This window comes from Oricola sp., assembly GCF_022763245.1.
Lineage (GTDB): Bacteria > Pseudomonadota > Alphaproteobacteria > Rhizobiales > Rhizobiaceae > Oricola.
In genome coordinates this window covers 612,561-633,396 of sequence record NZ_JALEGV010000040.1, presented here as the reverse complement: position 1 = coordinate 633,396, position 20,836 = coordinate 612,561, and the positions used below count along the sequence as shown (strand labels likewise).

24 protein-coding genes are annotated in these 20,836 nt (G+C 66.1%); 17 read left to right on the top strand and 7 right to left on the bottom strand.

Annotated features, from left to right (window positions below):
- Positions 1 to 10: 10 nt before the first annotated feature.
- On the bottom strand, positions 11 to 604 hold the full coding sequence (locus MRY80_RS20540; protein ID WP_293293008.1) for an NYN domain-containing protein: 594 nt from the start codon (positions 602 to 604) through the stop codon (positions 11 to 13).
- A gap of 253 nt (positions 605 to 857) precedes the next feature.
- Here MRY80_RS20540 and rpoZ point away from each other — a divergent pair, with 253 nt between their 5' ends.
- The 15 genes from rpoZ (at position 858) to MRY80_RS20465 (ending at position 14,106) form a co-directional block, all read left to right on the top strand.
- Entirely contained in the window at positions 858 to 1,238 is a 381-nt protein-coding gene (gene rpoZ / locus MRY80_RS20535) for a DNA-directed RNA polymerase subunit omega (protein ID WP_293293007.1), read from the top strand.
- Between the two features lie 95 nt (positions 1,239 to 1,333).
- Positions 1,334 to 3,592: a bifunctional (p)ppGpp synthetase/guanosine-3',5'-bis(diphosphate) 3'-pyrophosphohydrolase gene (locus MRY80_RS20530; protein ID WP_293293006.1), complete on the top strand. Its 2,259-nt coding sequence runs from the start codon at positions 1,334 to 1,336 to the stop codon at positions 3,590 to 3,592.
- Between the two features lie 25 nt (positions 3,593 to 3,617).
- Positions 3,618 to 4,196: an orotate phosphoribosyltransferase gene (gene pyrE / locus MRY80_RS20525; protein WP_293293065.1), complete on the top strand. Its 579-nt coding sequence runs from the start codon at positions 3,618 to 3,620 to the stop codon at positions 4,194 to 4,196.
- A gap of 123 nt (positions 4,197 to 4,319) precedes the next feature.
- A complete protein-coding gene (locus tag MRY80_RS20520; protein WP_293293005.1) occupies positions 4,320 to 4,895 on the top strand; it encodes a DUF2062 domain-containing protein in 576 nt (191 codons plus the stop codon).
- A complete protein-coding gene (gene acpS / locus MRY80_RS20515; RefSeq protein ID WP_293293004.1) occupies positions 4,892 to 5,290 on the top strand; it encodes a holo-ACP synthase in 399 nt (132 codons plus the stop codon). The genes MRY80_RS20520 and acpS overlap by 4 nt, the downstream gene beginning before the upstream one ends.
- Positions 5,291 to 5,392: 102 nt before the next feature.
- Positions 5,393 to 6,136: a signal peptidase I gene (gene lepB / locus MRY80_RS20510; RefSeq protein ID WP_293293002.1), complete on the top strand. Its 744-nt coding sequence runs from the start codon at positions 5,393 to 5,395 to the stop codon at positions 6,134 to 6,136.
- The gene (gene rnc, locus MRY80_RS20505) at positions 6,133 to 6,849 is read left to right on the top strand and encodes a ribonuclease III (RefSeq protein WP_293293001.1); all 717 of its coding nucleotides are present in this window, start codon (positions 6,133 to 6,135) and stop codon (positions 6,847 to 6,849) included. The genes lepB and rnc overlap by 4 nt, the downstream gene beginning before the upstream one ends.
- Positions 6,842 to 7,756, top strand: a complete 915-nt coding sequence (gene era, locus MRY80_RS20500; protein WP_293292999.1) for a GTPase Era — start codon at positions 6,842 to 6,844, stop codon at positions 7,754 to 7,756. Before rnc ends, era begins: the two co-directional genes overlap by 8 nt.
- 15 nt (positions 7,757 to 7,771) lie before the next feature.
- Positions 7,772 to 8,566, top strand: coding sequence for a DNA repair protein RecO (gene recO / locus MRY80_RS20495; RefSeq protein WP_293292998.1), 795 nt, complete (start codon positions 7,772 to 7,774; stop codon positions 8,564 to 8,566).
- A 70-nt stretch (positions 8,567 to 8,636) separates the two neighbouring features.
- Positions 8,637 to 9,068 carry a PaaI family thioesterase gene (locus tag MRY80_RS20490; protein WP_293293063.1) on the top strand — a complete coding sequence of 144 codons (432 nt, stop codon included), beginning with the start codon at positions 8,637 to 8,639 and terminating at the stop codon, positions 9,066 to 9,068.
- A gap of 168 nt (positions 9,069 to 9,236) precedes the next feature.
- Positions 9,237 to 10,724 (top strand): alkaline phosphatase, encoded by a 1,488-nt coding sequence (locus tag MRY80_RS20485; protein WP_293292997.1) that lies wholly within the window; start codon positions 9,237 to 9,239, stop codon positions 10,722 to 10,724.
- A 109-nt stretch (positions 10,725 to 10,833) separates the two neighbouring features.
- Positions 10,834 to 11,259, top strand: coding sequence for a hypothetical protein (locus MRY80_RS20480; protein WP_293292995.1), 426 nt, complete (start codon positions 10,834 to 10,836; stop codon positions 11,257 to 11,259).
- 243 nt (positions 11,260 to 11,502) lie between these two features.
- Positions 11,503 to 12,177, top strand: a complete 675-nt coding sequence (locus MRY80_RS20475; RefSeq protein ID WP_293292994.1) for an ATP-binding cassette domain-containing protein — start codon at positions 11,503 to 11,505, stop codon at positions 12,175 to 12,177.
- Positions 12,178 to 12,179: 2 nt separating this feature from the next.
- Positions 12,180 to 13,502 carry an FtsX-like permease family protein gene (locus tag MRY80_RS20470; protein WP_293292993.1) on the top strand — a complete coding sequence of 441 codons (1,323 nt, stop codon included), beginning with the start codon at positions 12,180 to 12,182 and terminating at the stop codon, positions 13,500 to 13,502.
- Positions 13,503 to 13,527: 25 nt separating this feature from the next.
- Positions 13,528 to 14,106 (top strand): copper chaperone PCu(A)C, encoded by a 579-nt coding sequence (locus tag MRY80_RS20465; RefSeq protein WP_293292991.1) that lies wholly within the window; start codon positions 13,528 to 13,530, stop codon positions 14,104 to 14,106.
- 21 nt (positions 14,107 to 14,127) lie between these two features.
- On the opposite strand, the gene MRY80_RS20460 is transcribed toward MRY80_RS20465, so the two are convergent.
- From MRY80_RS20460 to MRY80_RS20435, 6 genes are all read right to left on the bottom strand, one after another.
- Positions 14,128 to 14,655, bottom strand: a complete 528-nt coding sequence (locus MRY80_RS20460) for a TlpA disulfide reductase family protein (RefSeq protein WP_293292990.1) — start codon at positions 14,653 to 14,655, stop codon at positions 14,128 to 14,130.
- Positions 14,656 to 14,657: 2 nt separating this feature from the next.
- Positions 14,658 to 15,887 (bottom strand): MFS transporter, encoded by a 1,230-nt coding sequence (locus MRY80_RS20455; RefSeq protein WP_293292989.1) that lies wholly within the window; start codon positions 15,885 to 15,887, stop codon positions 14,658 to 14,660.
- A 146-nt stretch (positions 15,888 to 16,033) separates the two neighbouring features.
- Positions 16,034 to 16,780, bottom strand: a complete 747-nt coding sequence (gene arsH / locus MRY80_RS20450; RefSeq protein ID WP_293292987.1) for an arsenical resistance protein ArsH — start codon at positions 16,778 to 16,780, stop codon at positions 16,034 to 16,036.
- A 4-nt stretch (positions 16,781 to 16,784) separates the two neighbouring features.
- Entirely contained in the window at positions 16,785 to 17,303 is a 519-nt protein-coding gene (locus MRY80_RS20445) for an arsenate reductase ArsC (protein ID WP_293292986.1), read from the bottom strand.
- On the bottom strand, positions 17,300 to 17,827 hold the full coding sequence (locus MRY80_RS20440) for an arsenate reductase ArsC (protein ID WP_293292985.1): 528 nt from the start codon (positions 17,825 to 17,827) through the stop codon (positions 17,300 to 17,302). The genes MRY80_RS20445 and MRY80_RS20440 overlap by 4 nt, the downstream gene beginning before the upstream one ends.
- Before the next feature lie 21 nt (positions 17,828 to 17,848).
- Complete coding sequence (locus tag MRY80_RS20435) at positions 17,849 to 18,181, bottom strand: metalloregulator ArsR/SmtB family transcription factor (protein WP_293292983.1); 333 nt, start codon at positions 18,179 to 18,181, stop codon at positions 17,849 to 17,851.
- Between the two features lie 132 nt (positions 18,182 to 18,313).
- On the opposite strand from MRY80_RS20435, the gene MRY80_RS20430 reads away from it, so the two are divergent.
- Positions 18,314 to 19,732 carry an aldehyde dehydrogenase gene (locus MRY80_RS20430; protein WP_293292982.1) on the top strand — a complete coding sequence of 473 codons (1,419 nt, stop codon included), beginning with the start codon at positions 18,314 to 18,316 and terminating at the stop codon, positions 19,730 to 19,732.
- A gap of 132 nt (positions 19,733 to 19,864) precedes the next feature.
- Entirely contained in the window at positions 19,865 to 20,812 is a 948-nt protein-coding gene (locus MRY80_RS20425; protein ID WP_293292981.1) for an AEC family transporter, read from the top strand.
- Positions 20,813 to 20,836 lie beyond the last annotated feature (24 nt).

Below are 20,836 nucleotides of genomic sequence, written 5' to 3'. Positions count from 1 at the left end.
AGGCAGGCGATCAGTAGTCCTGATCGTCCTCGTCGTCATCGTCGTGATGGTGGGACGTGCGCGGGGCCGGGCGCTCCGATGGGTCGCGGCCGATCTCTTCGCGCAGCGCCTTCAGGTCGATGAAGTGGTCGGCCTGTCTGCGCAGGTCGTCGGCGATCATCGGCGGCTGGGTCGACAGTGTGGAGACCACGGAGACCTTGCGGCCGCGCCGCTGCAGCGCCTCGACGAGCGAGCGGAAATCGCCGTCGCCGGAGAAGATGACGAAATGGTCGACCGCGTCCGCCAGCTCCATGGCGTCGATCGTCAGCTCGATGTCCATGTTGCCCTTGATCTTGCGGCGGCCGGTGGAATCGGTGAATTCCTTGGCCGGCTTGGTGACCACCTTGTATCCATTGTAGTCGAGCCAGTCGATCAGCGGTCGGATCGAGGAATACTCCTGATCCTCGACCAAGGCGGTGTAATAATAGGCGCGCAGCAAGTATCCACGCTCCTGGAAGGCCTTCAGCAACTTGCGGTAGTCGATGTCGAAGCCCAGCGACTTGGCTGCGGCGTAGAGATTGGCGCCGTCGATGAACAGGGCAACTTTCTCGCGTGAATCAAACATGAGGCATGATCCTCTGGAATATGCATTGAACCGACAATCATATCGGCATTCCATTAAGGAAGCCGTATCGCAAACAGAATTTTAGCATGCACCGCCAAAAGGGGCTGTTTTGTGGCTTGCTGCCATGTTCGTGCCGCATTGGCGTGCTTGACCGCAATGAAGTTGCGCCGGCCACGAGTTCGCGGTATAGCGGCGCGAAGACATCCTTATGGATACGATTTTCCACACACAATTGACGTAGGGGAAACGCAATATGGCTCGCGTTACCGTCGAAGACTGCATCGACAAGGTCGAGAACCGTTTCGATCTCGTTCTCCTGGCCGCGCACCGCGCCCGCCAGGTCTCCCAGGGCGCCTCGATCACGGTCGATCGCGACAACGACAAGAACCCTGTCGTGGCGCTGCGTGAAATCGCCGACCAGACCCTGTCGCCAGGCGATCTGCGCGAGGACCTGATCCACTCGCTGCAGAAGCATGTCGAGGTGGACGAGCCGGAAAGCGACGTCGTGGACGCCGCCGACATGGCCGACACCGCCGACGCTCCGGAGGCTCTCACCTTCGACCGCATGTCCGAAGAAGAGCTCCTGGCCGGTATCGAAGGCCTCGTCCCGCCGGAAAAATCCGACGACCTCTGATCTCTCGACGATCTTCACCGATCGTCGAATGATGGTTATATGAAGCGCGCGGACAGCTCTGTCCGCGCGCTTTTTTTGATGGGGGTGACGCGCCGATGATGCGCCAGTACGAGCTTGTGGAACGCATTCAGCGCTACAAGCCACAGGTCAACGAGGCTCTGCTGAACAAGGCGTATGTCTACGCCATGCAGAAGCACGGCGACCAGAAGCGCGCGTCCGGCGATCCCTATTTCTCCCATCCGCTCGAAGTCGCCGCGATTCTGACCGAGATGCATCTCGACGAGAGCACGGTCGCCGTCGGCCTCCTGCACGACACGATCGAGGACACCTCGGCGACGCGCCGCGAGATCGAGGAGATGTTCGGCGAGGACATCGGCCGTCTCGTCGAAGGCCTGACCAAGCTGAAGAAGCTGGACCTCGTCTCCAAGCGCGCCGCCCAGGCGGAAAACCTGCGCAAGCTACTGCTCGCCATCGCCGACGACGTGCGCGTCCTGCTGGTCAAGCTCGCCGACCGGCTGCACAACATGCGCACCCTCGACTACGTGCCACCGCACAAGCGCGCGCGCATCGCCGAGGAGACGATGGACATCTATGCGCCGCTCGCCGGCCGCATGGGCATGCAGGACATGCGCGAGGAACTGGAGGATCTGGCCTTCCGCCACATCAACCCGGAAGCCTACCGCACCATCACCGACCGGCTCGCCGAACTGGGCGAATACAACCGCGAGACGCTCGGCGACATCACCGTGACGCTGAAGGACCGGCTCGCCGAAAACGGCATCGAGGCCGAGGTCTACAGTCGCCAGAAGAAGCCCTGGTCGGTGTTCCGCAAGATGGAATCCAAGGCGCTCTCCTTCGAGCAGCTGTCCGACGTCTTCGGCTTCCGCATCATCGTCGACAAGGTCGACGACTGCTACCGAGCGCTGGGCGTCGTTCACCGCAAGTGGAACACCGTGCCCGGCCGCTTCAAGGACTACATCTCGACGCCGAAGCAGAACGACTACCGTTCCATCCACACGACCATCGTCGGGCCGTCGAAGCAGCGCGTCGAACTGCAGATCCGCACCCGCGAGATGCACGAGGTCGCCGAATACGGCGTCGCCGCCCATGCGATCTACAAGGACAAGCCGGCCGCCGAGAAGGCGAACGGGCAAGATGCGGGCGGCGGAATCTCCAAGGATTCCAACGCCTATGCCTGGCTGCGCCGCACCATCGAATCCCTCTCGGAAGGCGACAACGCGGAAGAGTTCCTCGAGCACACCAAGCTGGAGCTGTTCCAGGACCAGGTCTTCTGTTTCACGCCCAAGGGTCGGCTGATCGCGCTGCCGCGCGGCGCCACGCCTGTCGATTTCGCCTATGCGGTCCACACCGACATCGGCAATTCCTGCGTCGGGGCCAAGATCAACGGCCGCATCATGCCGCTGGTCACGCGCCTGCAGAACGGCGACGAGGTGGAGGTCGTGCGCTCCAACGCGCAGACGCCGCCGGCCGCCTGGGAGCATGTCGTCGTCACCGGCAAGGCGCGCGCCGCGATCCGCCGCGCGTCGCGCATGGCGGTGCGCAAGCAATATGCCGGCCTCGGCCACCGCATCCTCGAACGCGCCTTCGAGCGGGCGGGCGAGGCCTTCTCGCGCGACATCCTGAAGCGCGGCGTCAAGCGGCTCGGCCACAAGGAGGTCGACGACGTGCTCGCCGCCGTCGGGCGCGGCGAAATCCCCTCCGACGATGTCGTGCGCGCGGTCTTCCCGGACTATCAGGGCAGCCGCAACGCCTCGATACCGGCGGGCGGGGCGGAAGGCGACGGCTGGTTCAACCTGACCAACGCCGAAGGCATGATGTTCCGCATTCCGGGCGATGCGGCGTCCCCCGACGCCCAAGGCGTCGCCGCGCGCGAGGCGATCAACCGCGCGATCCCCATCCGCGGCGCCGCCAGCGACATGCCGGTGCGCTTCTCGCCGGAAGGGGCGGTGCCGGGCGACCGGATCATCGGCATCTCCACGCCGGGCAAGGGCATCACCGTCTATCCGATCCAGTCTCCGGCGCTCGCCGCCTATGACGACCAGCCTGAGCGCTGGATCGACGTGCGCTGGGACATCGAGGGGCTTGAGAAGCGCCGCTTTGCCGCGCAGATCGTCGTCACCGCGATCAACGCGCCGGGCTCGCTCGCCGAGATCGCGCTGATCATCGGCCAGCTCGACGCCAACATCCACACCCTTTCCATGGTGCGCACTGCACCGGACTTCACCGAGATGGTATTCAGCCTGGAGGTCTGGGACCTGAAACATCTCAACGGCGTGATCGCCGGCCTGCGCGAGGCCGAGGCGGTCTCCACCGTGGAACGGGCGAGCGGCTAGAGCGGGAGCGACAATGACGCAGGACATGACAACCGAGGACGTGCTGAAGGTCTTCGAAAGCGCCGGCGCGGTGATGCACGGGCATTTCATCCTGACGTCGGGGCTGCGCAGCCCCGTCTTCCTGCAAAAGGCCCGCGTCTTCATGCATCCGGACAAGACCGAGACGCTGTGCAAGGCGCTCGCCGGCAAGATCACGGCGGCAGGCGTCGGCGAGATCGAATATGTGGTCGGCCCGGCCGTCGGCGGCATCATTCCGGCCTACGAGACCTCGCGCCATCTCGGCGCCCCGGCGATCTGGGTCGAGCGGCAGGACGGCGTCTTCAAGCTGCGCCGCTTCGAAATTCCCGAGGGCGCCCGCGTCGTCATCATCGAGGACATCGTCACCACCGGCCTTTCGATCCGCGAAACGGTCGAAAGCCTGAAGGCGCTCGGCGCGAACGTCCTGGCGGCCGGCTGCCTGATCGACCGCTCGGCCGGCAAGGCGGAGGTCGGCGTACCGCTGATCGCGCTCGCCGAATATGAGGTTCCGGCCTATCCGGCAGACAAATTGCCGCCGGAATTGGAGGCCATACCGGCGGTGAAGCCGGGCAGTCGCGGGCTGTAGCCGCGCGCGTGTCGCGCGCCTGCTTGATAGGGGACCACAGGCCGCTTATCTCTATCCGGTTACCATGTGTTGGGGATTGAACCCTTACCATGGTCCGATCGGATGTCGTCGAGTGTGGCCGGAATGATCTTTGCACGCAGGGAACGCGAGAATTGGGGCAACAGATTTCGCGTCTGGCTGCTTCCGCGCCGCAATTATGCGCGTTCGTTCCGCTACTACTGGAAGCGCATGCTGCGCATCAAGGCGACGCCGCATGCGATCGCCGCGGGCGTCGCTGCCGGCGCCTTCGCCTCCTTCACGCCCTTCATGGGCTTTCACTTCATCCTGGCCTTCGTGCTCGCCTGGCTGCTGGCCGGCAACATGATCGCCGCGGCGCTCGGCACCGCGGTCGGCAATCCGCTGACCTTCCCGGCGATCTGGGCGGCCACCCACGGCGCCGGAACGGCGATCCTGGGAGCCGCCGCCACCAGCAACCCGTCCTCGGTTCACATCGGCTCGCTCCTGCGCAAGGGCGAGGTCATGGCGATCTGGGATCCGCTGCTGAAGCCGATGCTCGTCGGCGGCGTGCCGCTCGGCCTCGCGGTCGGGGGCTTCCTTTACGTGCTGACGCGCTTCGCCGTCGCCGCCTTCCAGCACCGCCGCCGCACGCATTTCGAGACCTTCCGCCCGGCCGCCGAAAACCCGGAGCTCGGCGCGTGATCGTCGGACTGGGAAGCGACCTGATCGACATCCGACGGGTCGAGAAATCGCTGCAGCGGTTCGGGGAAAGGTTCACCGAACGCGTCTTCACCGAGATCGAACGCGCCAAGTCCGACCGCAGGCGCATGCGCGCCGCCTCCTACGCCAAGCGTTTCGCCGCCAAGGAAGCCTGCGCCAAGGCGCTCGGCACCGGCCTGTCGCGGGGCGTCTTCTGGCGCGACATGGGCGTGGTCAACCTGCCGGGCGGAAAGCCCACCATGCAACTGACCGGCGGCGCGGCGGCTCGGCTTGAGACGCTGATGCCGGCAGGGCACCGGCCGGTCATCCACCTGACAATCACCGACGACATGCCGCTCGCACAGGCCTTCGTGATCATCGAGGCGCTGCCGGAATAGACACGCCGCCGCCCGGCGGGATTGGGGAATTGCGGCCAATACCCCGAGACGCTAAGACCGGTCGCACGCGACGGCGCAAATCACAAAGACGGGACAAGATTCGTGGCTGAAGAGACCAAGACCAAGCAAAGTACGCTGGGCGAGACCGTATCGGTCATCGTGCAGGCGCTGATTCTGGCGCTGATCATTCGCACGCTCCTTTTCCAGCCCTTCTCGATCCCCTCGGGTTCGATGCGTCCGACGCTGCTGGAAGGCGACTATCTGTTCGTCTCCAAATTCGCCTATGGCTATTCGAAGCACTCCCTCCCGTTTTCGCCGGACATCTTCTCCGGCCGGATCTGGGAAGGCACGCCCAAGCGCGGCGATGTCGCCGTGTTCAAGCATCCGGTCTCCAATGTGGACTACATCAAGCGCGTCATCGGCCTGCCGGGCGACCGCATCCAGATGAAGAACGGCCAGCTCTTCATCAATGACGAGCCGGTCAAGCGCGAACTGACCGGCCAGATCAACGATCCGGATGTCACCGAGAAGGTCGGCCCGGTCGATGTCTATGTCGAGACGCTGCCGAACGGCGTCAGCTACCGCACGCTCGACCTGTCGCCCAACTCCACGGCCGACAACACGCGTGAATTCGTGGTGCCGGAAGGCCACTATTTCATGATGGGCGACAATCGCGACAACTCCAACGACAGCCGCTTCGGCGTCGGCTACGTGCCGCTGGAGAACTTCGTCGGCCGCGCCAACATCATCTTCTTCTCCATCGCCGGTGGCGCTTCGCCGCTCGAAATCTGGCGCTGGCCGTCAGAACTGCGCCTCGACCGGTTCTTCCACTCCGCCTCCAAATGACGAAGGCGGACGCCAGGGCGCGGGTGTCGTCCGACATGCTGCAAAGGCTGGAGGAGACGACCGGCCACCGCTTCGAGAACCGCGAACGCCTCGACCGCGCGCTCACCCATGCGAGCGCGCGGGGCCGCACCGGACGCGACTACGAACGGCTGGAATTCCTCGGCGACCGGGTGCTTGGCCTCTGCGTCGCCGAAATGCTGTTCGCGGAGTTCAAGGACGCCAATGAGGGCGAATTGTCGGTTCGGCTCAACCAACTCGTCAATGCCGACGCGCTCGCCGCCGTCGCCGACGAATTGTCGCTCGGCGATTTCATCCGTGCCGGCTCCGACGTGCGGCAGCTGCGCGACAGCCACCGCAAGAACCTGCGCGCCGACGTAGTCGAATCGCTGATCGCGACGATCTATCTGGAGGGCGGTCTCGACGCGGTGCGTCCCTTCATCCGGCGCTACTGGAAGGACCGCGCGGTCGATGCCGAGACGGCGCGCCGCGACGCCAAGACCGAGTTGCAGGAATGGGCGCACCGCGCCCACGCCGCCACGCCGGTCTACAAGGTGCTGGAGCGCACCGGACCGGATCACGATCCGATGTTCACGGTCTCCGTCACAGTCGGCGCGCTGGCGCCGGAATCCGCAGAGGGCCGTTCGAAGCGCATCGCCGAACAGGCCGCCGCCGCCCGCATGCTCGTGCGTGAAAAGGTTCGAGACAATGACTGACACGCCCGCCACTCCGACCCGGTCCGGTTTCATCGCGCTGATCGGCGCGCCGAATGCCGGCAAGTCGACGCTCGTCAACCAGCTCGTCGGCGCCAAGGTGTCGATCGTCAGCCACAAGGTGCAGACGACGCGCGCCCTGGTGCGCGGCATCGACACCGTCGGCGTCACGCAGCTCGTCTTCACCGACACGCCCGGCGTCTTCGCGCCGAAGCGCCGCCTCGACCGCGCCATGGTGACCACCGCATGGTCGGGCGCCCGCGACGCCGACATCGTGCTGGTGCTGATCGACGCGCGAAAGGGCGTGCGCGAGGACGAGGAGCGCATCCTGGAGGCGCTGGCCAACATCCGGCAGCCGAAATGGCTGATCCTCAACAAGGTCGACACGATCGATCCGCCGAAGCTTCTCGAACTGGCGAAGGAGCTGAACGAGCGCGCCGAATTCGCCGAGACCTTCATGATCTCCGCGCTCAACGGTTCGGGCTGCAAGGACCTCGTCAACAAGCTCGCCGAGGTCGTGCCGGAAGGGCCCTGGTACTATCCCGAGGACCAGATCTCCGACCTGCCGATGCGCCAGCTCGCCGCCGAGATCACCCGCGAGAAGCTCTATCTGCGCCTGCACCAGGAGCTGCCCTACGCTTCCACCGTCGAGACGGAGAAATGGGAGGAGCGCAAGGACGGCTCGGTGCGCATCGAGCAGGTGATCTATGTCGAGCGCGACAGCCAGAAGAAGATCGTGCTTGGCCACAAGGGCGAGACGATCAAGGCGATCGGCCAGTTGGCCCGCAAGGAGATCGGCGAGATCCTCGAACAGCCGGTGCATCTGTTTCTCTTCGTCAAGGTGCGCGAGAACTGGGGCAACGATCCCGAGCGCTACCGCGAGATGGGGCTGGACTTTTCCTCCGAGTGACGCAATCTCCGCGCCATGGAATGGCGGGACCGCGGCATCATCATCGGAACGCGCAGGCACGGCGAGACGAGCCTGATCCTCGAAGTGATGACCGAAAGGCGTGGCCGGCATCTGGGGCTGGTGCGCGGCGGCCGTTCGCGGCGTCAGCAACCGATCCTGCAACCCGGAAACGAGGTCGATCTGACCTGGCGCGCGCGGCTGGAGGAACATCTTGGCCTGTTCCAGGTGGAACCCCTGGCGCTCGCCGCCGCCCGGCTGATGGACCGGCCGACCGGCATTCTCGGCATCCAGCTTCTCGCCAGCCATCTGCGCCTGCTTCCCGAACGCGATCCCCACGCCGAACTCTTCCGCGCCATGGAAGTGATCATCGAGCATCTGTGCGAGGCGGAGATCGCCGGGCCGCTGATGGTGCGTTTCGAACTGCGCCTGCTGGAGGAACTGGGCTTCGGCCTGGACCTGTCGGCCTGCGCCGGGACGGGGCTGCGCAACGACCTCATCTACGTGTCGCCGAAGACCGGCCGCGCCGTCAGCCGGCTGGCGGGCGAGCCGTGGAAGGACAAGCTTCTCGCGCTTCCGCCCTTTCTCGGCGGCCAGCCCTCGGTGGTGCCCGACGCGGCGGCGATGGCCGACGCCTTCGCGCTCACCGCCCATTTCCTGAACCGCCACGTCTACGAGCCGCGCGGCATGAAGCAGCCCGACACGCGGGCCGGCTTCGTCGCCGCGGTGCGGCGTGCGATCGCGGACGACGGCGGCAACCCGATCGACGAGGATGAACGACATGACGAAAGCGGAAGACACGATGCAGGCTGACGAACAGAGTTCCGCTGAGTACAGCGCGCCCGGAGGCTACGGCCCGGTGCCACCCGAGGTGCTTGCCTCGATGAGCGGCCTCGACATGCTGCGCAAGATGCTCTCCGGCGAGTTGCCGGCGCCGCCCATCTCGAAAACCTTGTCCTTTTCGCTGTCGGAGGTCGACGAGGGCAGGGTGGTCTTCAGGGGCATGCCGAAGGAAGAGCATCTCAACCCGGCCGGCACCATCCATGGCGGCTGGACGGCGACGATCATGGATTCCGCGCTTGCCTGCGTCGTGCAGAGCGTCCTCAAGCAGGGCGAGGCCTTCACGACCACCGAATTCAAGGTCAACCTGATCCGCCCGATCACGCCCGAAACCGGCGAGGTCGCCTGCGAGGCGAAGATCGTCAGTCGCGGCCGCACCATCGGCGTCTCGGAATGCCGCGTCACCGACAGCCGCGGCCGGCTAATGGCATTCGGCACGGAGACCTGCTCGATCTTTCCCGCCCGGGGCGCGTGAGCCGCGCCGCCACGCCTGCACCCCGGAGTGTCATCACGTCACGGAGTAATGTTATATCGTAACATATTGATTTGGCGATGTTTTGCACCCTCCCGTTATCGTTCTGTCATGGAGCGGGGATACCACGCCGGCGACGACAACCGTCACGGTGACAGAGGGAGACACTCCATGAAATTGACCGTAACCGCCGCGCTCGTCGCGACGCTTTCCGCTTCCACGGCTTTCGCCCAGGACCTGCCGCAGGCTTCCAGCGACTGGTACACCTCGGCCCAGGCCCTGATCCAGGAAAAGCTCGCCGCCCAGCCGATCACGAAGAAGGCCAAGAACGTCATCCTGTTCGTCGCTGACGGCAACGGCGTCGGCACCAACTACGCCATCCGCCTGTTCGACGGCCAGTCCAAGGGCATGCTGGGTTCGGAAAACGTCCTTCCCTACGAGAGCTATCCCTACACCGCGCTGATCAAGACCTACAACATCAACGCCCAGACCCCGGATTCCGCGCCGACCGCCGGCTCGATGAACACCGGCGTCAAGCAGATCTTCAACACGATCAACCTCTCCGAAGCCGGCGTGAACAAGGATTGCGCCTCCGAGGAAGGCAACAAGCTGACGACCTTCTCCGAAATCGTCACCGGCATGGGCAAGTCCGTCGGCATCGTCTCGACCGCCCGCATCACCCACGCCACCCCGGCCGCCGTCTACGCCAAGACCGCTGACCGCAACTGGGAAGGCGAAGCGCCGGAAGGCTGCACCGACATCGCCCAGCAGCTGTTCGACGCCATGTCTGCCGGTACCGTCGATCTCGTCTTCGGCGGCGGCTCGCGCTACTTCGCTCCGAAGGACGTCGAGACCATGGATGGCGGCAAGGGTCGCCGCATCGACGGCCGCAACCTCATCGAGGAAGCCCAGGCCGCCGGCATGCAGTATGCCTACAACACCGCGTCCTTCAACGCGCTGAACCTCGACGGCTCCGCCCCGGTGCTTGGCCTGTTCGAAGACAGCCACATGAAGTACGAGTATGACCGCGCCGACGACGACGAGCCGTCCCTGACCGACCTGACCAAGGCCGCCATCGAGCACCTGAGCAAGAACGGCGAAGGTTTCTACCTCGAGATCGAATCGGGCCGCGTCGACCACGCCAACCATGCCGGCAACGCCTACCGCACCCTGACCGACGGTCAGGAGTTCACGCAGGCTGTCGCTCTGGCCGACGAACTGACCGATGACGAGGACACCCTCATCATCGTCACCGCCGACCACGAACACGCCATCGCCTTCAACGGCTATTGCGGCCGTGGCTCCAACATTCTCGGCCTCTGCATGGGCATCAAGGCCGGCCAGACCGAGCATTCCGGCGAGCCGCTGCTCGGCGCCGACGGCAAGCCCTACACCGTCATCGGTTACCTGAACGGCGCCGGTTCGGTGATGACGGAGCAGTCTGACGGTTCCTATTTCGGCACGCGTCCGGCCCTCGACGAGGACGCCGCAACCGATCCGGAATACCTGCAGCAGGCCCTGATCCCGATGTCCTCCGAAACCCACTCGGGTGAGGATGTCGTCTCTTTCGCCAAAGGTCCGTGGGCGCATCTGCTGACCGGCACGCTTGAGCAGAACGTGATCTTCCACGTGATGCATCACGCCGTGACGGCCGAGTAAGCGGCGCATTGCCGCATGCGAAAGGCCCGCGATCCGCGGGCCTTTCTTCTTTTCGTCATCCGCCCGGCATAGTTTCACGGTCGGGATGACGCTCTCAACGGAGGCAGGAATGGACCGGAGAACCTTTCTCATCGCGGGTCTCGCCACGGGCTTCGCGCCGCGCGCATTCGCGCAGGATGACGAGGTGGTGCGCATGCGCGATCTCTACAACAAGGACCTGTCCTTCTCCGACTACGCGAAATCCATGGAGGGTCGGCGCATCTCCGTCCAGGGCTTCATGGCGCCGCCGCTGAAGGCGGATTCGAATTTCTTCGTGCTGACCAAGAGGCCGATGGCCGTCTGCCCGTTCTGCGAGACCGAGGCGGAATGGCCGAACGACATTCTCGCCGTCTACACGAAACGCACCCTGAGGACCGTCCCCTTCAACGTGCGCATCGTCACTTCGGGCGAACTCGCGCTCGGCACCTACACCGATCCCGAACTCGGCTTCGTCAGCCGTGTGCGGCTGGTCGATTCGACGGTCGCGAGGGGCTGATGCGCGTCTCGACGAACCGCGAGGTTCGCAAGCCCGACGGGGCGTCGCGCGGAGAGCGCGCGCCATGGCAGGCCCGAGCGGAGCGAGGCTTCGCCGTGAGATCTGAAAAGGGATTCTGCTGATGCGCGATTCCACGAACCGCGAGGTTCGCAAGCCCGACCGGACGTCGCGCGGTGAGCGCGCGCCATCGCAGGCCCGAGCGGAGCGAGGCTTCGCCGTGAGATCGCAAAAGGGATTCGCCTGATGGGGCTGGCACTGTCGGTGCGCGACCTCGTCGTCGAAGGCGACCGCGGGCGTGAACTCCTGCGCATCGGCGCGCTCGACATCGAGGCCGGCAGCCGCATCGGCGTGCGGGGCCCGTCCGGGGCCGGCAAATCCACGTTCCTCTACGCGATCGCGGGCCTGATCGGCCTGAAGGCGGGATCGGTCACATGGGGCGAAGAGGCGATCTCCGCGCGCAGCGCGGCCGAACGCGCGCGCTTCCGCCGCGAGCGCGTCGGCATGATCTTCCAGGATTTCCTTCTGTTCGAGGAACTGCCGGCGCTCGGCAACGCGGCATTGGCGGCTTCCTACGCGTCGCGGTCGGAGCGTGAGCGCATCACCGGCGGGGCCGCGGACATGCTGGCCCGGCTCGGCCTCGGCGATCACAACGAGCGCGCCGTCGACACCTTTTCCGGCGGCGAACGCCAGCGGGTCGCGGTGTCGCGCGCGCTGGCCGGCGATCCGCCGATCATCCTCGCCGACGAGCCGACCGCGAGCCTCGACCGTACCGCCGCCGACAGGCTGATCGAAGATCTTGCCGATCTCGCCGCCTCGCGCGGCAAGACGCTGATCGCCGTCAGCCACGACGCGGCCTTGCATGAGCGCATGGACCGGGTCATCGACATCGTCGACGGCCGCTGGACAGGGGAGGCCTGACCGTGCCGAGCGCGCTTTCCGAGGCCTGGCAGGGCCTGCCGGCGGATGCGCAGGACGCGATCTGGTTCGTCGTCCTGCTGCTCCCGGCGCTCGTGACGGGCCTGATCGTCACCCGCGGCTATCGGCCCTTCGGCCTCGTGCGCGCGATGATGTGGCGCTATCGCTGGACCAACGCCCTCTTCATCGCCCTGATCGCGATCTCGGTCGGCATCGGCGTCGGGCTGATCGCCCAGGAACGCGGCCTTCGCAAGGGCACGGCGCGGGCGGCCGAGAAGTTCGATCTCGTCGTCGCCGCGCCCGGCTCGGAAGTGCAGATGCTGATGGCCGCGGTCTATCTGCAGCCGGTCGACGTGCCGCTGATCGACGGCCCCACCTATGCGACGATCGAGAACCACGAAAACGTCTCGCTGGCCGCACCGATTGCCTATGGCGACAGCTACGAGGCGTCGCCGGTGATCGGCACCACTCAGCAATTCGTCACCCATCTGGCCGGCGAGTTGAAGCAGGGCCGCATGTTCGCCGGGCTGGAGGAGGCCGTGGCCGGCGCCCGGGTGCCGCTCTCCGTCGGCGACACCTTCACGCCGGCCCATGGCGTCGGCGACGCAGCCGAGCACGACGCCCATGAGGGCTACGGCATCACCGTCGTCGGCAAGATGGATCTGACAGGAAGCCCCTGGGACAAGGCGCTCCTCGTGCCGGTTGAAGGGGTCTGGGCCGTGCACGGGCTGGCGAGCGGCCATGCGCCGGAGCGCGCCGGCCAGATCGGTCCGCCCTTCGACGCGGACTATTTCCCAGGCACGCCGGCGGTGCTGGTGCGCGCCGAACAGCTCTGGGCGAATTACGCGCTGCGCTCCGAATTCACCACCGAGAAGACGATGGCCTTCTTTCCGGGCGCGGTCCTCGCGGGCCTGCATTCGATGCTCGGCGACATCCGCCAGGTCATGAGCGTCATGGCCGTGCTGACCCAGGTGCTGGTGACCGCCGGCGTTCTGGCGGGGCTCGTCGTTCTCACCCGGCTCTATGCCCGCCGGCTGGCGCTGCTGCGCGCGCTCGGCGCGCCCGACCGCTTCGTCTTCTCCGTCGTCTGGTCCTATGCCGCAGCCCTGATCGGCGCCGGCGCGCTTGCCGGCATCGGCGTCGGCTTCGCCGCCGTCGGCGCGATTTCACGGGTCGTCACCGCGCGCACCGACATTCTCGTAACCGCAACGCTGGGCTGGCCGGAATTCCACCTCGTCGCCGGCTTCGTCAGCCTCACGGTTCTCCTCGCCCTGACGCCGGCCTTCATGGCGCTGTCACGGAACATCATTACAGACCTGCGGGCGTAACAACATTACATCGAAGGGGCTTCCCATGATCCGCGCTCTGGCTGCCGTTCTGGCAACATCGATCTATCTTCTGCAGCCTGTCTCCGTGCATCACGCGCACGCCGAGGACGCGGCGCATTCCGAAGCGGAGCACGACCACGATCACGAGGAAGGCGAACACGCCGAAGACCACGATCACGACGAGGGCGACCATTCGCACCACGAAGGCGAGGCCGACGGCGTCCGCACCCTGCATGCCTGGACCCGCGCGACTTCGGGCCGCAGCGCGCTCGTCTTCGTCGACATCGACAACATGTCCGATCACGACATCGCCATCACCGGCGGCGAAGCGGAGATCGCCGACACGGTCGAGCTGGTCGGTTTCCAGTTGAAGGACGGCGAGCCGGATTATGTCGTCCTGCCGCCGGTGCCGATCAAGGCCGGCACCGAGATGACGCTCGCCCCGAACGGCCTCGCGCTGCGCCTCGACGGCCTGCACGGGCCGCTGGCGAAGGGAGAGGAGCACCTGATCGAAATCGAGTTCGATTTCGGGCACATCGAGATGTTCTTCCAGGTCGAAGACGCCGACGCACGCAACCACAGCCACGTCGGCCATCAGCACTGAGGCGAGGTCGCAAGCCGGGGATCAGCCGTCCAGATGGGCGGCCAGTTCCGTGCGGATCGCCGCGTCGTCCCAGTCGAGCGGTCCCGAATGCTGGCCCACCACGCGCCCTTCGGCGTCGAGCAGGATCGTCGCCGGCATGCCGAACAGGCCGAACAGCGGGCCGGAGCGGTTCTTGCGATCCTGCAGCGTAACGAAACCCGCCAGGCCGAGATCGTCGAGGAAACGGTCGATCTTTTCGCGCGGTGAGGGTTCCACCGCGATGACGATCAGCCGGTCGCGCAGCCCGTCGTCGGACAGCGCCTGCGCATAGGATGCGAGCCCCGGCAACTCCTCGCGGCACGGCCCGCACCACGTCGCCCAGAAATGCAGGATCGCCGCTTCGCCGACCGGCAGGAAATCGGCGAGGACATGCGTCTTGCCGATGGAGTTGACGATCTCGACATCGGCGCTCGCCGCCGGTCGCGGCTCCACCGGCGCGAAGACGCCGTCCGCGCGGACGGCGCCGGTGGTCAGCGCGAGCAGGGCGAGGGCGACCCGCAGCGCGCGCATGGTCACTGCGCCGGCTGCAGCTGGGGCCGTGCGGCCGGCCGCTCCTTGATCGGCCAGTGCACGGCCGCCGCGAACAGGCCGAGCGCCACGCCGAGCCACCAGACGGAATCGTAGCTGCCATAGATGTCGTAGAGGAACCCGCCCAGCCAGACGCCAAGGAACGAGCCGATCTGGTGGGAGAAGAAGACGATGCCGCCGAGCATGCCGAGATAGCGCGTGCCGAACATGATCGCGACCAGCGCGTTGGTCGGCGGCACGGTCGACAGCCACAACAGCCCCATCACGGCCGAGAAGATGACCACGCTCGTGCCGGATTGCGGCAACAGCAGGAAGGCCGTCACCGCGATCGAGCGCCCGACATAGATCAGCGCCAGGAAGATCGGCTTGGAATATTTCTGCCCGATCACGCCCGAGGCGAGCGACCCGATGATGTTGAAGAAGCCGATCAGCGCGATGCCGATCACGGCGAAGCGCGCGTCGATGCCGATGTCGCCGATATAGGCGGGAAAATGCGCGGTGATGAACGCCACCTGGAAACCGCAGACGAAGAAGCCGGCGGTGAGCAGGAGATAGCTCTGGTGGCCGAAGGCCTCGCGCAGGGCCTCGCCGATGGATTGCTCGACATCGGTCTGCTTCTGCGTGCCGGACGACGAATTGCCGCGCAGCGGAAAGGCCAGCACCGGCACGATCAGCATCATCGCCGACATGACGAGCAGCGAATCCGACCAGCCCATCGCGTCGATCAGCATCTGGCTGAAGGGCGCGAACAGGAACATGCCTGCCGACCCCGCCGCCGTGCCGAGCCCGAAGGCCATGGAGCGCTGCTCCGGCGTCACGTTGCGCGCAAACGCGGCCAGCACGATGCCGAACGAGCCGGACGCGATGCCGAGCCCGACCAGCAATCCGCCGCCGATATGCAGGAACCAGATGTTCTGCGGCGCGGACATCATGAACAGGCCGGAGGCGTAGAGGATGGCAGACAACGCCAGGACCCGCCAGGTCCCGCGCTTGTCGGCGAGCGCGCCGAAGAAAGGCTGCCCGACGCCCCACATGAGGTTCTGGATCGCCATGGCGAGGCCGAATTCGGAGCGAGACCAGCCGGTGTCCGCGAGCATCGGCAGCTGGAAGAACCCCATCGCCGAGCGTGGACCGAAGGTCAGCGCCGCGATCAGGCAGCCGCTTGCGATGATCAGCCAGGGGAAACCCGGTTCGCTTCTTGAGACTGTCGTCATCCCGTCTTCCTCCAAGCTAGCCGAAGAGACCTAGAACGGAATGGGGTGAAGGCCAAGCGAACAATGCGGGCCAACGATGAATTTCATTGAACGTCGATTCAATTTCGCTGCACGTTGAATTCCGCCGGTCCTGACCGCCGAAGCCCTCAGATGCTCTTCAGGCTCACCCGCTTGTGCGCCTCTTCCACGCTTTCAACGCGCTCCGAGTAGCGGTCGGTCAGGTAGGGGGAGATGTCGCGCGTGAGGAGCGTGAATTTCATCAACTCCTCCATCACGTCCACGACGCGATTGTAATAGGCCGACGGCTTCATCCGGCCCGCCTCGTCGAATTCCAGCCAGGCCTTGGCGACGGAGGACTGGTTCGGGATGGTGATCATCCGCATCCAGCGGCCGAGAATGCGCATCTGGTTGACGGCGTTGAAGCTTTGCGAACCGCCGCAGACCTGCATCACCGCCAGCGTGCGGCCCTGCGTCGGGCGGATGCCGCCGATCGGCGACAGCGGCAGCCAGTCGATCTGCGCCTTCATCGTCGCCGACATCGCGCCGTGCCGCTCCGGCGTGCACCACACCTGCGCCTCCGACCAGAGCGACAGCTGCCGCAACTCCTGCACCTTCGGATGGTCCGGCTCGGTGGCGTCGGGCAGGGGCAGGCCGTCGGGATGGAACACCCGCACCTCGGCGCCGAAATGGTCGAGCAGCCGCGCGGCCTCATAGGTCAGGAAGCGGCTGTAGGAGCGTTCGCGCTGCGACCCGTAGAGCATCAGCACGCGCGGCTTGTGGTCCGACACCGTGCCGCCGCGCAGCGCCGACACATCGATGGGCTTCAGCGCCTCTCCGACGATGTTCGGCAGGCTCTTGTCGTCCGTCCAGTCCAGTCCCGTCTTGTCCGTCATGGTCTCAGCCGGCGTTCCCCGCTGCCATCTCGGTCGCGCCTTCCAGCGCGCCGATCGTGTTCAGCGCCGTCTTCAGGTCGGCGGGGTTCATTTCCTCGAAGGGCAGGGCCATCAGGGCGCGCACGCGCAGTTCCAGCAGCCGGTAGGTGTCGGCAAAGGCGGCGCGGCGCTCGGCATCCGTCTCGCCACGTCCCGCCGGATCTTCGATCCCCCAATGGGCCTGCACCGGCGCGCCGGGCCAGAAGGGACAGGTCTCGCCCGCGGCGTTGTCGCAGACGGTGATCACGATATCCATCTTCGGCGCGTCCGGGCCGGCGAATTCGTTCCAGCTCTTCGACCGGAAAGCGCTGGTGTCGTGCCCGTAGGCCTGCAGCAGCGCGATGCCGTCCGGATTGGGCGTGCCGCGCGGCGTGGAGCCGGCGGAGAAGGCCTGCACGCGGCCTTCGCCCAGCTTGGCGAGTATGGCCTCGCCGAGAATGGACCGCGCCGAATTCGCGGTGCACAGGATGAGAATGTTGGTCATGAAAATTCCCGATGTGACTGATCGGCCTCGTTTTTCCGGCCGATCGCGTCGAGCTCTTTCTGCAGCGCCAGGCTGTCGAGCGACGCGAAAGGCAGGCTGGTGAAGACGGAGATGCGGTTGTTGAGCATGCGGAAGGCCTCGGAGAAGGCAAGCCGCTTCTCGGCCTCGTTGCCTTGCGCCGCCGCCGGGTCCGGCACGCCCCAATGCGCCGTCATCGGCTGGCCGGGCCAGACCGGGCAGGCCTCGGCGGCCGCCTGGTCGCAGACGGTGAAGACGAAGTCCATCGCAGGAGCACCCGGCGCGGTGAACTCCTCCCAGTCCTTCGAGCGGGCGAAGGACGTGTCGAAATTCAGGCTTTCCAGGAGGTCGATCGAATAGGGATGCACTTCGCCCTTGGGGTGGGAGCCGGCCGACCACGCCTTGAAGCGGCCGAGCCCCTCTCGATTGAGGATGGCCTCGGCCAGGATCGAACGGGCGGAATTGCCCGTGCACAGGAACAGGACATTGTAGATTTCACCAGGCATCGCGGGATCCTCCGACGGGCGCTAGCAAGCGCAGATGACTTCGTCCAGAACGGGTTTGCAGAGATCGGGATTGCCGCCGCAGCAATCCTCCATGAGAAAGGCGAGCAGGCTGCGCATGCCGTCGAAATCCGCGAAATAGCGGATCACGCGACCCTCGCGCGCGCTGCGCACCATGCCGGCGCGCGCCAGAACGGCGAGGTTGGCCGACATGGTATTCTGCTTCACGCCGAGCGCGTCGGCGATGTCGCCGGCTGCCATGCCCTCGGCGCCGTGTTTGACCAGGAGCCGGAAGGTCGCCAGCCGCGTGTCCTGTGCAAGCGCATGCAGCGCTTCGATCGCATTCGATTTATCCATATTTCAAGAATTATTGATATATTCGGCGAAGTCAACACCCCGCCGGCGGGCGAGGGGGCGGATTGCTCTTGGCGTTCGGCCGGGGAGCGATTATCTCGACAATGGCAAGAAATGCGAAGGGGAGGCGCCGCGATGAATGCGCATGAAACGCCGGATCCGCAGGCGGCCGGGGCCGTCACGGCCGAGGGGATCGCCGAGAGGCAGCGCCGCCTCTTTCGCACCGACGCGACCAGGTCGCTCGAATTCCGCAAGCGCCAGCTTCGTGCGCTCAGGCAGTGCCTTGTCGACAACGAGGCCGACATTCTCGACGCGCTGAAGCGCGATCTCGGCCGTCCGCCCGCCGAGGCCTATACCAGCGACATCGGCATCGTCCTGATCGAGATCGACATGGCGCTGAAGCATCTGGCCCGCTGGGCGCGGCCGAAACGCGTGCGCACGCCCTGGCTTCTCCTGCCGGGGTCGAGCCGCCTCGTCAGCGAGCCCTTCGGCAGCGCGCTGGTCATCGGGCCGTGGAACTACCCGCTCAACCTCGTCCTCGCGCCGGCCGTCGCCGCGCTGGCTGCGGGCAATTGCGTCGTCATCAAGCCGTCGGAACTCGCGCCGGCGACCTCGGCGGTCATGGCGCGCATGATCGGCGCGGCCTTCGATCCGGATGTGCTTGCCGTCATCGAGGGCGGCGTCGAGCCGACCCAGGCGCTTCTGGCGCAGGATTTCGACTATGTCTTCTTCACCGGCGGCACGCGGATCGGCAAGATCGTCATGGCCGCCGCCGCCGAACACCTGACGCCCGTCACGCTGGAGCTCGGCGGCAAGAACCCCTGCATCGTCGCCGCCGACGCCGACATGAAGGTCGCCGCCCGGCGCATCGCCTGGGGCAAGTTCTTCAACGCCGGCCAGACCTGCATCGCCCCCGATTTCGTCCTTGTCGAACGCGCGGCGCAGTCACAACTGACCGAGGCGCTGAAAGCGGCGATCACCGAGTTCTACGGCGAGGATCCGGCCGCAAGCGCCGATTACGCCCGCATCGTCAACGAGCGCCATTTCGACCGGCTGGCGGGTTTCCTGGGGCGGGGCAGGGTGGTTGCCGGTGGCCAGACGGACCGCGCTTCTCGCTACATCGCGCCGACCGTGATCGCCGACGTCTCCTGGGACGATCCCGTCATGGCCGACGAGATCTTCGGGCCGGTCCTGCCGGTCATCGCCTGCGACGATCTTGCCGCCGAAGCCGCCGCCCTGCGCGAGCGTCCGAAGCCGCTGGCGCTCTACGTCTTCTCCTCCGACACGAAATGGGCGGACGGGATCGTCGGCACGCTCTCCTCAGGCGGCGCTGCCGTCAACGACGTCTTCGCCCAGATGCTCAACATGGACCTGCCCTTCGGCGGCGTCGGCGCCAGTGGCATGGGCGCCTATCACGGCAAGTCCGGCTTCGACACCTTCTCCCACCACCGCGCCGTCGTCCGCCGCGCCACCTGGTTCGACCCGAAACTGCGCTACCCGCCCTACACGCTGCCGCTCGCCGCCCTCAAACAGGCGATGGCCCGCCTGATGTGACCGTCAGGCCGGTTTCGGCACCCCGGCGCATGTGCCGCAACGTAAGCGTGTGCCGGCGGAATTCGGTGCTGGCGCGGGCGGGCGCCGCGCGCTAGAGAGGGCGCGACCTGCCTGCCCAACACGTGCCGGACCGTGCTTGAAGTTCTTTCCGTAACCGTTCCGATCTACATCACGATCGCCGTCGGATTCCTGGCCACCCGTTTCGGCCTGTTTTCCGCCGACAACGTCCGTGCGCTCGGCCGTTTCACGCTCTACATCGCCTTGCCGGCGCTTCTGTTCCGCGCCATCGCGCAGAAGCCGGTCGGCGAGATCGCCCATCCGGCCTATATCGCCGCCTATCTCGCCGGATCGATCGCGATGGTGGCGCTCGGATACGTCGTCGTGCGTCGGGTTTTCGGCCGCGATCGCAGCATCTCCGCCGTCTCCGTCATGGGCATGGCCTGCCCGAACAGCGGCTTTGTCGGCTTCCCGATCATGCTGCTCATCTACCCGTCCGTCGCGGGCACCGTCCTGGCGATGAACATGGTCGTCGAGAACGTCTTCATCATTCCGCTCCTGCTGATGCTCGCCGAAAGGGGGCGCGGGCAGGAGGGGCATCCGCTGAAGGTCCTGGCGAACGCGCTCGGGCGGCTCGCCCTCAATCCGCTGGTCATCGGCCTTGCCGCCGGCCTCGTCGTGTCGCTGAGCGGCCTGCCGCTGCCCGCGCCGGTGATGCGGTCGGTCGATCTCTTTGCGCAGTCGAGCGCCGCCCTGTCGCTGTTCTTCATCGGCGGCACGCTGGTCGGCATGCCGGTCACCGGGCTCGCGGGGCGCATCGTGCCGATCGTGGTCGGCAAGCTGCTCGTCCACCCGGCCCTGATCCTCCTGGCCCTGTTCCTCGTGCCCCATCTCGGCTTCGCGCCCATTGAATCGCCCTATCGCGAGGCGCTCATCCTGACGGCGGCGATGCCGATCTTCGGCGTCTACCCGATCCTCACCCAGAAATATGGCGGCGAGGGCATGGCCGCGGTCGCCTTGCTGGCGACGACGGTGGCCTCTTTCGTCACCATCAGCGCGCTTCTGTGGACGCTGGCGGGCTAGCCTCGCACCGCCTGCGCATGGCGC

Coding starts and splice junctions, on each gene's coding strand:
- MRY80_RS20540 (WP_293293008.1), bottom strand. CDS start 604: ATGTTTGATTCACGCGAGAAAGTTGCCCTGTTCATCGACGGCGCCAAT.
- rpoZ (WP_293293007.1), top strand. CDS start 858: ATGGCTCGCGTTACCGTCGAAGACTGCATCGACAAGGTCGAGAACCGT.
- MRY80_RS20530 (WP_293293006.1), top strand. CDS start 1,334: ATGATGCGCCAGTACGAGCTTGTGGAACGCATTCAGCGCTACAAGCCA.
- pyrE (WP_293293065.1), top strand. CDS start 3,618: ATGACAACCGAGGACGTGCTGAAGGTCTTCGAAAGCGCCGGCGCGGTG.
- MRY80_RS20520 (WP_293293005.1), top strand. CDS start 4,320: ATGATCTTTGCACGCAGGGAACGCGAGAATTGGGGCAACAGATTTCGC.
- rnc (WP_293293001.1), top strand. CDS start 6,133: ATGACGAAGGCGGACGCCAGGGCGCGGGTGTCGTCCGACATGCTGCAA.
- era (WP_293292999.1), top strand. CDS start 6,842: ATGACTGACACGCCCGCCACTCCGACCCGGTCCGGTTTCATCGCGCTG.
- recO (WP_293292998.1), top strand. CDS start 7,772: ATGGAATGGCGGGACCGCGGCATCATCATCGGAACGCGCAGGCACGGC.
- MRY80_RS20490 (WP_293293063.1), top strand. CDS start 8,637: ATGAGCGGCCTCGACATGCTGCGCAAGATGCTCTCCGGCGAGTTGCCG.
- MRY80_RS20485 (WP_293292997.1), top strand. CDS start 9,237: ATGAAATTGACCGTAACCGCCGCGCTCGTCGCGACGCTTTCCGCTTCC.
- MRY80_RS20480 (WP_293292995.1), top strand. CDS start 10,834: ATGGACCGGAGAACCTTTCTCATCGCGGGTCTCGCCACGGGCTTCGCG.
- MRY80_RS20475 (WP_293292994.1), top strand. CDS start 11,503: ATGGGGCTGGCACTGTCGGTGCGCGACCTCGTCGTCGAAGGCGACCGC.
- MRY80_RS20465 (WP_293292991.1), top strand. CDS start 13,528: ATGATCCGCGCTCTGGCTGCCGTTCTGGCAACATCGATCTATCTTCTG.
- MRY80_RS20460 (WP_293292990.1), bottom strand. CDS start 14,655: ATGCGCGCGCTGCGGGTCGCCCTCGCCCTGCTCGCGCTGACCACCGGC.
- MRY80_RS20455 (WP_293292989.1), bottom strand. CDS start 15,887: ATGACGACAGTCTCAAGAAGCGAACCGGGTTTCCCCTGGCTGATCATC.
- arsH (WP_293292987.1), bottom strand. CDS start 16,780: ATGACGGACAAGACGGGACTGGACTGGACGGACGACAAGAGCCTGCCG.
- MRY80_RS20445 (WP_293292986.1), bottom strand. CDS start 17,303: ATGACCAACATTCTCATCCTGTGCACCGCGAATTCGGCGCGGTCCATT.
- MRY80_RS20440 (WP_293292985.1), bottom strand. CDS start 17,827: ATGCCTGGTGAAATCTACAATGTCCTGTTCCTGTGCACGGGCAATTCC.
- MRY80_RS20435 (WP_293292983.1), bottom strand. CDS start 18,181: ATGGATAAATCGAATGCGATCGAAGCGCTGCATGCGCTTGCACAGGAC.
- MRY80_RS20430 (WP_293292982.1), top strand. CDS start 18,314: ATGAATGCGCATGAAACGCCGGATCCGCAGGCGGCCGGGGCCGTCACG.